This window comes from Pseudanabaena sp. SR411, assembly GCF_002251945.1.
GTDB lineage: Bacteria > Cyanobacteriota > Cyanobacteriia > Pseudanabaenales > Pseudanabaenaceae > Pseudanabaena.
Map to the genome: position 1 here is coordinate 41,136 of NZ_NDHW01000062.1, position 15,180 is coordinate 56,315.

At 43.9% G+C, this 15,180-nt stretch carries 10 protein-coding genes and 1 riboswitch; of the genes, 7 read left to right on the forward strand and 3 right to left on the reverse strand.

The window, feature by feature from the left end:
- Positions 1–102: 102 nt before the first annotated feature.
- The 5 genes from mutS (at position 103) to cobG (ending at position 8,248) form a co-directional block, all read left to right on the forward strand.
- Positions 103–2,787, forward strand: a complete 2,685-nt coding sequence (mutS, locus tag B9G53_RS05055) for a DNA mismatch repair protein MutS (protein WP_094529824.1) — start codon at positions 103–105, stop codon at positions 2,785–2,787.
- Between the two features lie 484 nt (positions 2,788–3,271).
- A complete protein-coding gene (locus B9G53_RS05060; RefSeq protein WP_094529826.1) occupies positions 3,272–4,531 on the forward strand; it encodes a late competence development ComFB family protein in 1,260 nt (419 codons plus the stop codon).
- Positions 4,532–4,768: 237 nt separating this feature from the next.
- A riboswitch (cobalamin riboswitch) is annotated at positions 4,769–4,915 on the forward strand.
- A 22-nt stretch (positions 4,916–4,937) separates the two neighbouring features.
- Positions 4,938–5,612: a HupE/UreJ family protein gene (locus B9G53_RS05065; protein ID WP_094529828.1), complete on the forward strand. Its 675-nt coding sequence runs from the start codon at positions 4,938–4,940 to the stop codon at positions 5,610–5,612.
- Between the two features lie 102 nt (positions 5,613–5,714).
- On the forward strand, positions 5,715–6,755 hold the full coding sequence (gene cobW / locus B9G53_RS05070; RefSeq protein ID WP_094529830.1) for a cobalamin biosynthesis protein CobW: 1,041 nt from the start codon (positions 5,715–5,717) through the stop codon (positions 6,753–6,755).
- Between the two features lie 44 nt (positions 6,756–6,799).
- Positions 6,800–8,248, forward strand: coding sequence for a precorrin-3B synthase (gene cobG / locus B9G53_RS05075; protein WP_094529832.1), 1,449 nt, complete (start codon positions 6,800–6,802; stop codon positions 8,246–8,248).
- Positions 8,249–8,279: 31 nt separating this feature from the next.
- Here cobG and gyrB read toward each other — a convergent pair whose 3' ends face one another.
- Positions 8,280–10,214: a DNA topoisomerase (ATP-hydrolyzing) subunit B gene (gyrB, locus tag B9G53_RS05080; RefSeq protein WP_094529834.1), complete on the reverse strand. Its 1,935-nt coding sequence runs from the start codon at positions 10,212–10,214 to the stop codon at positions 8,280–8,282.
- 235 nt (positions 10,215–10,449) lie between these two features.
- A complete protein-coding gene (gene purT, locus B9G53_RS05085; protein WP_094529836.1) occupies positions 10,450–11,616 on the reverse strand; it encodes a formate-dependent phosphoribosylglycinamide formyltransferase in 1,167 nt (388 codons plus the stop codon).
- 141 nt (positions 11,617–11,757) lie between these two features.
- Here purT and ruvC point away from each other — a divergent pair, with 141 nt between their 5' ends.
- Both ruvC and B9G53_RS05095 read left to right on the forward strand, forming a co-directional pair.
- Entirely contained in the window at positions 11,758–12,225 is a 468-nt protein-coding gene (gene ruvC, locus B9G53_RS05090; RefSeq protein ID WP_094529838.1) for a crossover junction endodeoxyribonuclease RuvC, read from the forward strand.
- 236 nt (positions 12,226–12,461) lie between these two features.
- Positions 12,462–13,013 carry an NUDIX hydrolase gene (locus B9G53_RS05095; RefSeq protein WP_094529840.1) on the forward strand — a complete coding sequence of 184 codons (552 nt, stop codon included), beginning with the start codon at positions 12,462–12,464 and terminating at the stop codon, positions 13,011–13,013.
- A 35-nt stretch (positions 13,014–13,048) separates the two neighbouring features.
- Here the strand turns inward: B9G53_RS05095 and B9G53_RS05100 are convergent, their stop codons facing one another.
- Entirely contained in the window at positions 13,049–14,698 is a 1,650-nt protein-coding gene (locus B9G53_RS05100) for a 2-isopropylmalate synthase (RefSeq protein WP_094529842.1), read from the reverse strand.
- Positions 14,699–15,180 lie beyond the last annotated feature (482 nt).

A 15,180-nucleotide genomic window follows, 5' to 3' on the forward strand; every position in this document is an offset into this window, starting at 1 on the left:
TCGTCTTCTGGGTTTGCGTCTTAACAAGACTGGCGACAGCTATACAAAGACAAAATGGCGTTTACAATAGTTTGGTTACATTGTTTCAAGATCGAAATTTGAATGGCTGAACTAGCTCTATCGTCGGCTCTAGTTAATCGTGCTGCCCTCACACCAATGATGCAGCACTATATCGAAATGAAAGAGCAGTATCCCCATGCCGTGATGTTGTATCGGTTGGGAGATTTTTTTGAAGCATTTTTCGAGGATGCAGAACTAATTTCGCGGGAATTGGAATTAGTGCTAACAGGGCGTGACGGTGGTAAGGCGATCGGGCGCATCGCCATGGCAGGAATTCCGCACCATGCCCTTGATCGCTATGCTAATCAGTTAGTTGAAAAAGGCTACTCGATCGCCGTTTGCGATCAGATGGAAGCAGCTTCAGAAGCACAAGGTCTAGTAAGGCGCGAAGTCACAAGGGTAATTACCCCGGGAACCGTGATCGAAGAGGGAATGCTGGCGACGAAGAAAAATAATTTTTTGGTGGCGATCGCTAATGGGGGCGAAAATTGGGGCTTAGCCTATACTGATATTTCCACAGGAGAGTTTTCCGTCACCCAGTTAAATAGTACTGAGCATTTAATTCAAGAACTATTACGCTTACAACCTGCGGAAGTTCTCATTCCCATTGATGTCCCTAATCCCCAATTATTTCGCGGTTATAAGGCAGAGAAGCCGCAAGCTTTTTGGGAAGGAATTTCGCCAATAAAGCAATCGAGTTTACCTGAACCCTATAGCGCCTTACCTGAGAGTTTTTGCTACACACCGCGATCGCAATCTGCCTTTGCATTAGCTGAAGCTAAACAGAGGATTCTCGATACCTTTAGAGTGCGATCGCTTGAGGGCTTTGGCTGTAAGTCTTTACCTCTAGCAATTAGAGCCGCAGGAGGTATTTTAGAATATCTGGAATCCACTCAAAAAAGTGTGAAGATGCCATTGCAAGGGATTTCCACCTATGCGATCGCTGACTTCTTAATTCTGGATAATCAAACGCGCCGCAATCTCGAAATTACGCAAACTGTGCGTGACGGCACTTACTATAGTTCACTGCTATGGGCGCTAGATAAAACCACCACAGGCATGGGTAGCCGAGCCTTGCGCCGTTGGTTATTGCAACCACTTAAGGATATCAACGCGATCAATGAACGTCTCGATACAATTACAGAACTTCTGAAACAACATTCTCTACGCAAGAATTTAAGAAGTTGTCTGAGTCAAATCTATGACATTGAGCGCTTATGCAGCAGGATTGGTGCAGGTACGGCAAATGGACGCGATTTAATTGCTGTCGCAGTATCACTAGAAAGGATGCGTGATGTTGCGGATGTGGTGGCGAGATCCAATTCGCGCTACTTAAAAGCTTTGCAGTCCGTACCATCGGAACTTCTACAACTGGGGGATCAATTACAAAAAACTCTCGTTGAAGAACCGCCAATTTATATTACCGAAGGCAATATTATTCGTTCGGGAGTAAATGAACAACTCGATCGCCTTCGCCAACAAAGTCGAGATGATGTAGAGTGGCTAGCAACATTTGAGAAGCAGGAAAAGGAACGTACAGGCATTAATACGCTCAAAGTTGGCTTTAATAAAGCTTTTGGCTATTACATCAGTATCTCTCGTGGCAAGAGTGAACAAGCCCCTGCTGATTACATCCGTAAGCAAACCCTGACTAATGAAGAGCGTTATATTACACCTGAACTCAAAGAGCGAGAAACAAGGATTCTTAATTCCGATAGTGAACTTAAGCAATTGGAATATGATCTGTTTGTGGAGTTAAGGTTACTTACTGCTAAACATATCGAACCGATGCGAACCCTCGCCACAGCCCTCGCCGCCGCCGATGTGTTATGTAGTCTCGCCGAGGTTGCCGTAACCTATAACTATTGTCGTCCCCAAATTACCAGCGATCGCGCGATCACCATTCACAACGGTCGTCATCCCGTGGTTGAGCAGTCTCTCCCCGCAGGTTTCTTTGTTCCTAATTCTACCTATTTAGGTCATGAAGTCCAGAATCCAGACTGCCCAGATTTAATCGTCTTAACAGGACCAAATATGAGCGGCAAAAGTATCTATTTGCGGCAAGTAGGACTAATTCAATTAATGGCGCAAGTAGGCAGCTTTGTCCCTGCGGAGTCGGCGACTTTAGGGGTATGCGATCGCATCTTTACTCGCGTTGGTGCAGTCGATGATCTTGCCACAGGTCAATCCACTTTCATGGTGGAAATGAATGAAACCGCTAATATTCTCAATCATGCTAAAGATCATTCTCTGGTATTACTTGATGAAATTGGGCGTGGTACTTCCACCTTTGATGGCATGGCGATCGCTTGGTCAGTTGCTGAATATATCGCCAATAAAATCAAAGCACGCGGTATTTTTGCTACCCATTACCATGAACTCAATGAACTCGCGAGTCTGCTTCCCAATGTTGCCAATTTCCAAGTTACGGTCAAAGAACTAGAAGATGAAATCATTTTCTTACATCAAGTCCAAGAAGGCGGAGCAGATCGTTCATACGGTATTGAAGTGGGGCGCTTAGCAGGGTTACCAGCCAGTGTAATTAGCCGCGCTAAGCAAGTTTTAGAACAAATTGCTAAAAATAGTCACATTGCTACGGGCTTGAGATCAGGTGGATCGACTAAAACAAATAGTCAATCAAGCGATCGCGCACCAAAGTCATCCTTAAAAGCGGCTCAAGATTTACCTAAAGAATCACAAATGACAATTTTTGATAATTCTCCTTAGACCAATCGTGAGGGTTTGGGCGAAGTGAGCCAATCTCTACTTTTCGGGATTTTTAAAGATTGCGATAAAGTGCTATAAATTTGGGCAAGTTAGTAGCTAGATGTATTTTAATAACTCAGTTTAATTGTCTTAAAAAAATCATTTAAATCAACCTAATATAGCTGTCGCCAGTATTGATTTAGGAAGCAAAATCCAGAAGATGAATGGCAGCGCCTCTCGCCGCTATTCGCTTCTTGGGTTTGGATTTGTCCTAATATCAAGTGGCGATAGCTATAAATGACTAATCACAGTACTTTATGCTGAAGGGGATAGATGTATTTTGTTGAAAGTATTTTTTTGTAATACGTTCAATAAAATCTAATTATTTATCCGATCGCAAATTACTATAAATTATTCATCAATTGAATACTGATTGAATAACGATAAATACTGAAATTAATATTTATACAGGCTATCAAACTTAAAATTTCTCGTAGTAAAACCTATGACTAGCCTCAAAAATGTCCTTGAGGAAATCGTTGTTGTAGAGGTGCAAGAACAAATCAAGCACCTCAGCCCCGCCGCTCGCGAAGCGATTAACCTCAGCGAGGTCGCCGCCTTTGCACTCAATCGATTGCCAGTACTCTATGCAAGTACCAGTCGAGGATGGCTGCAACAACGTAAACGCGCCCACAATGAACTACAGCACCAGATTGTCAGCGCAGTGCAGCAGGCTCTGCTAGGCGTAAAGCGTGATCCTTTGCGAAAATCGACCAAAATTGCGGCTAGTAAAGTTGAAACCCCTGCTCATATTCTGGCAAGGTTACAAAAACTTTTGAGTAAGTCTGCTTTGCAATGGCAAGATGTGCCACAAGCTTTTCAGGAAGCACTTACTTTAGTTAGTCACACCCCAGAATATGCAAGTTTAAGTATTAACGATCGCCATCGATTGCGAGATATTAAAGGCTATTTACACCGCAAAGAATCTCATCAGCATGAGCATCGTGATTGGCATAATAATATTGAATTACCCAATCCTGAACTTACATCGTATATTCTTTCTGCTTCTTATTTCCTAACCAATGTTTTAGAAGATTTAGCAAAGCAAGAAATAAAAAATCAATTGACCCATATGGCAAATGTTCTGCCCCGTAAGGTTGGGATTGATGATGTATGTGCATACGTGCTAAATCGTCTGCCCGCATTGTATGCCACCACTGAACAAGGTGTGATTTGGCAAACTCAAAAGGCAAAAGAGCAGCTATCTAGCCAGATTGAATCAACTGTCATTCAATCACTGATGACTTTAGGAAAAACACCACGTCGTCTAGCCGATCCGATTCCATTACTCAAGTTTGAAGATGAATGTGAACAAGCTATTAGTGAACTACGTCTAATTTTTCAAAGGGAAGATATTACTTGGCGAAATATTGCACCTCTAGCAGAATATGCGATCGAGCATGAGAGGCAGGGGATGACCTATTGGCGACAACAGTGGCGAATGCTAGGACAGATTTATAGTGAAATGTATTTAAGACCAGGGGATGCAGAGCTATCTCTTAGCCATAATTCTGAGGGAGAAGTCTTAATCGTGCGCGCACATACTAAGGAAGCCTTTGGTTGGCTAGCAGATAATCCTAAAAATTTAGGTATCAGTACTTTACGGCTTTTCCCTGCGGTTGCTGAGATTGAGCTTTATGGGTTTTTCTTGGATTTTTCAATTAATTACACCCGCGAAGAAATGGCTGCTGATGGAATTATTTAGCAATGTAAGTTTTGCTTACCAAAAGATGAGTGGCGGCGCTTCGCGCCGCCACTTATCTTTTGGGGTTTGATTTGTCCGAGCTATCTCTTGCGTTGCTATATGTTCAATGATTGAGCAAAAAGCTTTATATCCGCTCTCCAACTTTGTCAATCTGTGAAGATTTGCTCATAAGGTCTGCGAATTATTGTAGAGTCATAAAGCTGTTCTAGTTTTAACGGGGATCAGCCGTTAAAAAGTGAAATTAAGTAGATTATTTGTATTTGCTTAATTTAAAAGATGGGGAAAGTTTGGTGAAAGTCCAACGCTGTACCGCAACTGTAAAAGCTGTTAGCTAAATATATAGCCGCTAAAGTCAGGATGCCCGCTAGAACTAGTTTAATTTGTTTATATCTGCGAGTTACAGAGTATGAATTTGTCTAAGATTTTCTCGTCAATCCAGTCTAGAGCTTTGGCGATCGCCTTTGGTTTTAGCTTTTTGGTGTTTGCTAACCCCGCATCAGCACACCATCCGATGGGCGGACGAGTTCCTAGTAACTTTTTTGAAGGCTTCATGTCAGGATTGGCTCACCCTGTAATTGGGCTTGACCACCTTGCTTTTATTGTGGCTGTCGGTTTATTTGCAGCACTCAAGCCTCAAGGTTTCTTAATTCCCCTATCCTTTGTTTTATCGGCAATGCTTGGCACTGGACTTCACCTCATGGGTGTTAATTTGCCCGTAGTCGAGCTAGTGGTTCCAGGTTCAATTTTGCTATTTGGCATTTTTCTAACCACCAAAACTAGCCCTAATGCATTAGTGATGATTGCTTTATCCACAGTCTCAGGACTGTTTCATGGTCATGCCTATGGGGAAGCAATTTTTGGCGCACAGACTACCGCGTTAGTCTCCTATTTAGTTGGGTTTACCTTAATTCAACTAGTTATTTCGGGTTCTGCTTTCTTAGTTGGTCAGAAAGTCCTTAAGGGTGATTTCTCTCAAGTATCGCCTAGCCTCAAATCAGCAGGCTTAGTCATTTGTGGAATCGGTGCTACATTTTTAGCCTCTAATCTTTCATCCCTGATTTTCCCTATGCCTAAGGGCTAGATAATTTTCAAAAATTAGGAGCAGTTCATGAACTGCTCCTAATTTTGAATTTCTACCATGTAGAGCTTTGGGAATTTTTTAAAGGAGATTTTAGAGATAATTATGGCAGCGAAAATACCTGTAACGGTGATTACTGGCTTTTTAGGTAGTGGCAAAACCACCCTAATTAGGGAACAGTTACAAAACAATCAAGGTCGGCGCATTGCTGTGCTTGTGAATGAATTTGGTGAGATTGGTATTGACGGAGACTTGCTGCGTTCTTGTCGCGTCTGCGATGAAGATGGCACAGAGGTTAAACCCAACATTGTGGAATTGACCAATGGCTGTCTGTGCTGCACGGTTCAAGAGGAATTCTTGCCAACGATGCAGGAACTTCTAAAAAGACGCGATCGCATCGACTGTATCCTCATCGAAACCTCTGGCTTAGCATTACCCAAACCCCTAATCCAAGCCTTCCGTTGGCAAGAGATTCGCAATGGCGCGACGGTTGATGGCGTAATTACGGTGGTTGATTGTGAGGCAGTTGCTAGTGGCAGACTGGTGAGCGATCTTGAGGCTTTAAATTCTCAGCGCCAACAAGATCCCAATCTCGATCATGAAACTCCCATTGAAGAACTATTTGAAGATCAGTTAGCCTGTGCCGATTTGGTTTTATTAACGAAAACTGATTTGGTGGATGCTGACGCTCAAAATAAAGTGCATTCATGGCTCAAGCAAGAATTGCGCGATGGCGTTAAGGTAATTGCTTGTGATGAAGGCAAAATTAGCTCTGAGATTCTATTGGGCTTCAATGCGGCGGTTGAGGATAATTTAGATTCTCGTCCTAGCCATCATGATTCTGAAGAAGAGCATGAACATGATGATGATATTAATTCGATCAATATCGTTACCGATCGCGCTTTTGAGCCGACTCAGTTATTAACATCGCTGAAACAAGCGATCGCTGATCAAGAGATCTATCGGATTAAGGGCTTTGTGAATGTCCCGAATAAGCCGATGCGAATGGTTTTACAAGGCGTAGGAGATCGCCTTGAGACTTCCTATGATCGCCTGTGGACTAGTGATGAGAAACGTCAAACTCGTTTGGTATTTATCGGTCAATCTTTAGAGCGATCGCAAATTGAAGCGGCGCTAAGTTTATAGACATTGAGAAGGTGCAACGCGCCTTTTCAATGTGATTATTTTTTTTGGAATTTTCTCAATTGCAATCTACTACAGCTATTTGTCCCAGCCTCTTTAATGCCGCCACTGCTCAAGACGGCATTCTTTCGCGTATCCGTTTACCTGCGGGATTAATTACTTCTACGCAATGCGAAGTTCTCACAGCGGTCGTTAATAAATTTGGTAATGGCGAAATCCAAATTACTAATCGCGCTAATCTGCAAATCCGCACCAGTCAGGCTCTAACCAAGGAAGCACTTCTAGATCTGCAAGATTATGGACTTGCTTCTAGTAACGAAAGCACTGATGGCTTGCGGAATATGATGGCGAGTCCTAGCGCTGGGATTGATGCCCACGCAAAAATCAATACAATTCCATTGGTTAAAGCATGGAACTTCTATCTATTACAGCATCCCGAATTAGCGATTCTCTCAAATAAATTCAGCATTTGTTTTGATGGCAGTGAAGCAATTAGAGTTAGCGATCGCCCCAATGATATTTGTTTAGTAGCTACTGAAATTAATGGCGAGATTTATTTTGATTTGCATTTAGGCTTAGGCGATCGCGGTGATTCACCAGCACCAGTCGGTGTTTTAGTCCCTCAGAAACAAGTCTTAGAGGTTCTTGCGGCTCTAACAGAAGTTTATCGGCAATATACAGAGCAAAAGCTAGAGCAGAAAACTCATTCGCGATCGCGTCCTCCTAGATTACGAGAATTACTGCATGATTGGGGTGTGGAAAAGTATCTTGCTCTGGTTACAAAGAAATTAGGTTACGCATTAAGACCCTCACCCCTAGCCCCTCTCCCATTAGGGGAGAGGGGAACAAGATCGTTGGAGGTTTATGAGCATTTAGGGATTCATTCTCAAAAACAATCAGGACTTTTCTATATCGGTGTGGTTGTTCCATTGGGAAGGTTAACTTCGCAGCAACTCACTGGTCTAAGTAATCTTGCGAAACAATATGGTGGTGGAGCTTTGCGGTTAACTCCTTGGCAAAACCTGTTGATTACGGATATTGCGAAAGCTGATCTTGAGAAAGTAAAGCAAGAGATCTTGAATTTAGGATTGTATATTTTGGCTAATCATCCCTATGCTGCGATCGCTGCTTGTTCTGGTTATAAAGGATGTAAATCAGCACATACAGACACGCAAGCTGATGCTAAGCAAGTAGCCGCTTATTTAGAAAACTGCATTCAACTCGATCACCCAATTAATATCCATTTTTCTGGCTGTGAAAAGTCCTGCGCTCAGCATCATCCTAGTGATATTGCGGTGGTTGGGATGGGCGGAATTAATACTGAAACCTATAGAGTTTATGTAGGTGATGGTGATTCTAATTTTGGTAGAGAGATCTATACAGATTATGATGCTAAAAATTTACCTGCTCTAATCGAACAGTTATTACAGAACTATCAATATCAGCGTCGAGATTCTACACAAACTTTTCGAGAATTTGTCAATCAACAATCATAAAAAAGGCGGCGCAGTGCGCCGCCTTTTTTATTTAGATATCCAAGTCCGCAAGTCCTAGTTTGGAACCATAGGTTTCAATAAACTCACGGCGCGGCGCAACTTTATCGCCCATCAAAATTGTGAAAATGCGATCGGCTTCGGCAGCATCTTCGATGGTGAGACGTTTAAGCGATCGCGTGGCAGGGTTCATGGTCGTTTCCCAGAGCTGCTGTGGCATCATCTCGCCTAAACCTTTAAAGCGCTGAATGTTGTAGTTCGCATTGGGAGGGAAGGTGGCAATTAATTTTTGTAAGTCGTTATCGCTGTAGCAGTACTGAGCGGTTTTACCACGCTCTAATTTATATAGTGGAGGACAACCGATATAAATAAAACCGCGATCAAGCAATTCTCGCTGATAGCGATAAAAGAATGTCAGCAACAATGTCCGAATGTGCGCTCCGTCAACGTCCGCATCAGCAAGAAGAATGATTTTGTGATAACGCAGTTGGGACTCATTAAAGTCTTCACCTTTAATCCCCAGCCCACAGCCAGTAATCAGTGCTTGGATTTCATTGTTTTTATAAATCTTGCTATCATCGGCTCTCTCGATGTTGAGAACTTTACCGCGCAATGGAAGGATTGCCTGATAATGGCGATCGCGTCCTTGTTTTGCCGAGCCACCTGCGGAATCTCCCTCAACGATGAAGATCTCGGATTCTTTGGGATCGCGAGAACTGCAATCGGCAAGCTTTCCAGGTAAGGTCGAAGACTCTAGAGCGGATTTACGGCGGACTAGCTCACGGGCGCGACGGGCGGCTTCCGCAGCATTAAAGGCTTGTAGTGCTTTCTCAATAATCGAAGTCGCCACCGCAGGATGAAACTCAAGATATTCATTGAGAACTTCACCCACGAACGAATCAACGATACCTCTGACTTCAGTATTGCCTAGTTTGGTTTTAGTTTGACCTTCAAATTCTGGATCGGCAACTTTAACCGAAATCACTGCCGTTAAACCTTCACGGACGTTTTCACCAGCCAGATTTGAGTCGCCATCTTTGAGCTTTTTCAGCTTACGCGCCGTGGCATTCATTGTGCGGGTGAGGACAGTCTTTAGACCCTCAAGGTGTGTACCACCATCGATGGTGCGGATGTTATTCGCAAAGCCGAGAACATTGTCGTTGTAGGAGTCAATACACCATTGCAAAGCGACTTCCACCGCTACATTATCGCGCTCACCATTCACATAGATAATGTCAGGGTGAATCGGTTCCTTGTCGCGGGTCATGTAGGCGACGTATTCGCGAATACCACCTTCATAACAATAGATATCGGTGCGAAGTTCTGCACCACGGCGATCGCAATATTCGATTTTTACGCCAGCATTGAGGTAGGCAAGCTCTTTGAGGCGACTAGCGAGAATGTCATATTCAAAATCAGTTTGAGTAGTAAAGATTTGCGGATCAGGCTTGAAACGTACCTGTGTACCGCGCCTTGTTTCCTGACTCTTGCTAGGGATGAGATCGCTAACAGGAAAACCACGCTCATATCTTTGGGTATAAACTGTATCCAATCGCCATACCGAGACCTCCACCCATTCCGATAGGGCATTAACTACGGAGATACCAACACCGTGTAAACCGCCTGATACTTTATAGCCGCCATCACCGAATTTACCACCAGCGTGGAGAACAGTTAGTACAGTTTCGAGGGCTGATTTACCAGTTTTGGGGTGAATGTCAATGGGGATGCCGCGCCCATTATCGGAGACTTGTACAGAGCCATCGGGCAGAAGCTCAACTAAAATGCGATCGCAATGTCCTGCAAGGGCTTCGTCTACGCTGTTGTCAACGACCTCAAAAACGAGGTGATGTAATCCTTTTGGCCCAGTTGTGCCGATATACATCCCAGGTCGTTTACGAACTGCTTCTAGACCCTCAAGTACTTGGATCTGATTGGCATTGTAAGTTTCTGTAACGATCTCAGGCATGAAGGTAAACAACTCCAGAAATTATGTCGCTTGCAAGATGGCTATGAAAAAAGTTACAAAAAACTTTTTAGCGCTCTTGATAGTGTTTTAGGATGTGTTTTGAGCCAAGACTCAAAAACACTCTGCCATTATAGCTTAAAAGCCTTGCAGATATATCAAAACCATCTCAGGTTAAGTTTTTAGATACTCCATGTATCTTCAAAATTTAATTGTGATTAATGGCGATCGCTATAACCTAATAAATAATTTGGACTTTGGCGGCGGCTTCAGTGGCTCTTTGACGGGCTTCGGTGACATCTTTGCCTTTAGCGAGAGCGATACCCATGCGGCGGTAGGGACGGGAATCGGGTTTGCCAAATAAACGCAGATCGGTGTTAGGAATCGCAAGGGCTTCCGCTACGCATGTAAAGGAAATATTTTTGCTGGTTTCGCTAGCAAGAATGACAGCACTAGCGGACGGACTGAGTAATTCAATCGAGGGCATCGGTAAGCCTAAAATTGCGCGTAAATGGATCTCAAACTCGTTGAGGTTTTGGGAGATGAGAGTCACCATGCCCGTGTCGTGAGGACGGGGGGAAAGTTCCGAGAAAATTACTTCATCTTTGGTGATAAAAAATTCTACGCCGAAAATACCTGCGCCGCCGAGTTTATCGGTGACTTTGCGGGCGATGTCCTGTGCATCCTTGACTTGGGTAGAGGTTAAGCCGACAGGTTGCCATGATTCTTGATAGTCACCTCGTTCCTGACGATGCCCGATCGCTTCACAAAATAGCGTCTCTCCTTGCCACTGACGGATGGTTAACAGAGTAATTTCGACTTCAAAATTGATAAATTCTTCGATGATGATTTTAGCTGTATCACCCCGCCCGCCTGCGATCGCATAATTCCATGCTGTTTCCAGTTCTTCGGCAGAATTGACAACGGATTGCCCTTTACCAGAGGAGGACATAACGGGTTTAATTACATTTGGGAAACCAATCTCGGCGGCGACAGTTTTTAGTTCGTCGAGGCTTTTAGCATAGGCATATTTGGCAGTGCGTAAGCCCAATTCATGGCTGGCTAAATCACGAATGCGATCACGGTTCATCGTAAAGTTGGTAGCGGCTGCCGTGGGAATGATAGTGTAACCCTGCGCTTCTAGTTCGAGTAGTTTCTCAGTACGGATTGCTTCCACTTCTGGCACGATCAGATCGGGTTGATATTTTTTGATAACGGCTTCGAGAGCATCACCGTCCAACATGGAGATCACTTCGCGATAATCGGCAACTTGCATCGCAGGGGCGTTGTCATAGCGATCAACCGCAATCACTGTATTACCGAGTCTTTGCGAGGCAATCACCACCTCCTTACCTAGTTCGCCAGAGCCAAGCAGCATGATTTTTTTCGGTAATGCGATCGCCATTGAATTCACCCAAATCTCTACAAAAATCTCTATAAAAGCAATGTTACAGCGCTTTGCACCTAAACCAAAAGAGAGTAGCGGCGCTTCGTACTGCTACTCTCTTTTGGTTTGGGTAGACAATTGAGTGCTAGGATCGCTTGCATGAAAATTTTAGGAATTGACCCAGGGTTAGCAATTGTCGGATTTGGTTTGATTGAGGTTGAGAAACCTGCCTCCCCAAAACTATTGGAATTTGGCACTATCGTGACACCGAAGCAAACACCAATCGGCGATCGCCTTAAGACTATTTACGAAGATATGCATACGCTGATCGAGCAGTTCCAACCGCAAGTGGTGGGAATGGAGAAGCTATTCTTTTATCGAATGGGAAACTTGGTAAATGTGGCTCAAGCTAGAGGCGTAATCGTATTAGTTCTTAATCAACACAATATTGAACCGATTGAGTTCTCACCACCACAAATCAAGCAAGCTCTCACTGGTCATGGCAATGCGGATAAAAATGATGTGCAGGAAGCAGTGAAACGGGAACTTAGTCTTGATGCAATTCCCCGTCCTGATGATGCCGCCGATGCGATCGCGGCGGCGCTCACTTGTTGGCTAATTGCTTGAGTCAGAAAAAAGTATATAGCAAAGTAAGTTTTGCCTAGAACATAAAACCCAAAAAGATGAAGGCGGCGCAAAGCGCCGCCTTCATCTTTTTGGGTAATGAGTTGTAAGATTTGGAGGGTTGTGAGAGTGCTCCCCTTCGGGGAGCACTCTCACAACCCATTTAGGATTGCTGCGACACGAAGCGTGGCTTCTTATCTTGTGACAAAATGTGCTGAAATTAGTTAACAAAAATATCCATGTCAGATCCTACAGCCTCAGAAATTTTACAAAATCGTCTCAGCTATCAAGGTCGCAAATTTTCCTTCCATGTTGATCGCATCAAGTTACCCCATGGCGTAACAGGTGAATATGCCTACATTAAGCATCCGGGGGCAGGAATGGCGGTTCCTGTGACAGACGATGGCAAATTCGTGTTAGTTAAGCAATATCGATTTGCAATTCAGCGCTATTTATTAGAATTTCCTGCGGGAACTTTGGAAGTTGGTGAAGATCATGATGTAACAATCAAGCGCGAAATTGAAGAAGAAACAGGCTATCGAGCTAGCCAATGGCAATATTTAGGAGGTTTCTATATTTGCCCAGGTTATTCTGATGAGATTATTCATGCATATCTAGCTCAAGGGCTGGAGAAGCTAGAACATCCTCCTGCTCAAGATGAAGATGAAGAGATAGAAGTTGTGTTATTGAGCCGTGAAGAGATAGAAGCGTTGTTGCGATCGCAGAGTGCCGATACTAGTTTGGATGCCAAATCGATCACCGCATTTCATCTGGCTTTGCAAGCTTTATAAACAAAAAAAACGGCGCTTTGCGCCGTTTTTTTTGTTTATAAAGCTGCCTCTTTTTTGAGTTTGTCGCGATCGCTTATTTTTGTATTCGGTGTTTGAAGCGCAAAGTAGAGCTTGTTCAAAGCACTGAGATAGGCTCTCGCCGAGGCAACAATAATATCGGTGTTGGCGGAATGTCCAGAGAGAGTGCCGACATCAGGATGCTTGAGGCGAATTGTAACTTCGCCGAGGGCATCGATACCTGCGGTAACGGACTGGACGGAGTACTCGATCAACTGATTCGGGACATCTACAATGCGATTAATCGCTTTGTAAATCGCATCAACAGGACCAGTTCCCACTGACGCATCGGTAATTTCTTCTCCATTGGGCATGATGATCGTAATTGTTGCTGTAGGAATGGCGCGATCGCCACAGCTTACTTGTACATGATCAAGCTTGAATGCTTCGGGTGCATGACGAATCTCGTCGTTGACGATCGCCTCTAAGTCGCGATCGCTAATCTCGCGTTTCTTATCAGCAAGTTCCTTAAAGCGCACAAAGGCAGCATTAAGTTCTTGTTCTGAAAGCTCAAAGCCAAGCTCTTTGAGTCGAGAACTCAAAGCATTACGTCCCGAAAGTTTACCAAGCACGATCAAGTTATCGGTTAAGCCGATGGACTGAGCATCCATGATTTCGTAGGTGAGACGATTTTTTAATACTCCATCTTGATGGATACCTGACTCATGGGCAAAGGCATTTGCACCCACGATCGCTTTATTGGGTTGCACCAACATGCCTGTGAGATTAGACACAAGGCGCGAAGTTTTATAAATCTGCCTTGTATCAATATTGCAGAGTGGAGCAGTTGATTCGGCTGGACGACCGAGGAAGCTATTGAAATAGGTGCGGCGCACATGCAACGCCATCACCAATTCTTCGAGAGCGGCATTACCTGCCCGTTCACCGATCCCGTTGATTGTGCATTCCATTTGACGCGCCCCATTTTTGGCGGCTTCAAGGAAGTTGGCAACCGCTAAGCCAAGATCATTATGACCATGTACAGAAATTATCGCTTGATCAATATTTCGCACATTGTCTTTAATACCCTTGATTAAAGCTCCAAACTCAGATGGTGTTAAATAGCCCACGGTGTCAGGAATATTTACCGTCGAGGCTCCTGCGGCGATCGCTGCTTCTAAGACTTGATAAAGAAACTCAGGATCAGAGCGTCCAGCATCTTCAGGGGAAAACTCGACATCTGCAACTTTAGATCTGGCATAGGCAACCATGTCTGGCACGATCGCCAAAACTTCAGCGCGAGTTTTGCGGAGCTTATATTCCAAGTGAATATCGGAGGTGGCAAGAAAAGTATGAATACGACCTTTTGCCGCAGGTTTGACCGCTTCGGCAGCCGCTTCAATATCCGATCTGGTGGCACGCGCTAAACCGCAGATTGTGGGGCCATTTTCCGTACCAACGAGCTTAGCAATTTCTTGGACAGCATGAAAATCGCCTTTACTAGCAAAGGGAAACCCAGCCTCGATAATGTCTACACCAAGTCGAGCCAGTTGCTGCGCGATTAGCAATTTTTGCTCCACGTTCAGAGTTGCGCCTGGGGACTGTTCGCCATCGCGTAAGGTGGTGTCAAAAAAGATAATGCGGTCTTGAGCAACTGGGGACTCTTGAGATGTTACTGATGTAGACATAATGCGTTAATTCATGAATGTATATTTGTAAAAACGTAACTATAGGATTTGGCTAAATTCCTTGGCGTTTAATTGGCTAGGTAGTAGCGAATTATAACAAAAATTAGCTAGTCTAATTTTAGCCTGTTTTTTATCAATGATAAACCAATTTTATAGGCTGTGAATTACACAATCAAATTCTATAATCATTTAACTTAACGTCAGTTCGTCGAAAGCAGAAAATGGTAAGAAACGCTAAGCGATTCTTACCATTTTCTGCCATTTGTGCCGTGCGAAGCATGGCACAAATGGCTATATCGAACTCACGTTAACTTAATCTTTTACGATGGGAGGGTTTTACTACTTTAAGGGTTTTGCGATTTAATTTATAGCAAAACAAGAGTTAGCTAGTACAAACCAAAACCCCAGAATCGAGTGGCGGCGCTTCGCGCCGCCACTCGATTCTGGGGTTTTATGTCCTAAGCAAAACTTGCTTTGCTATA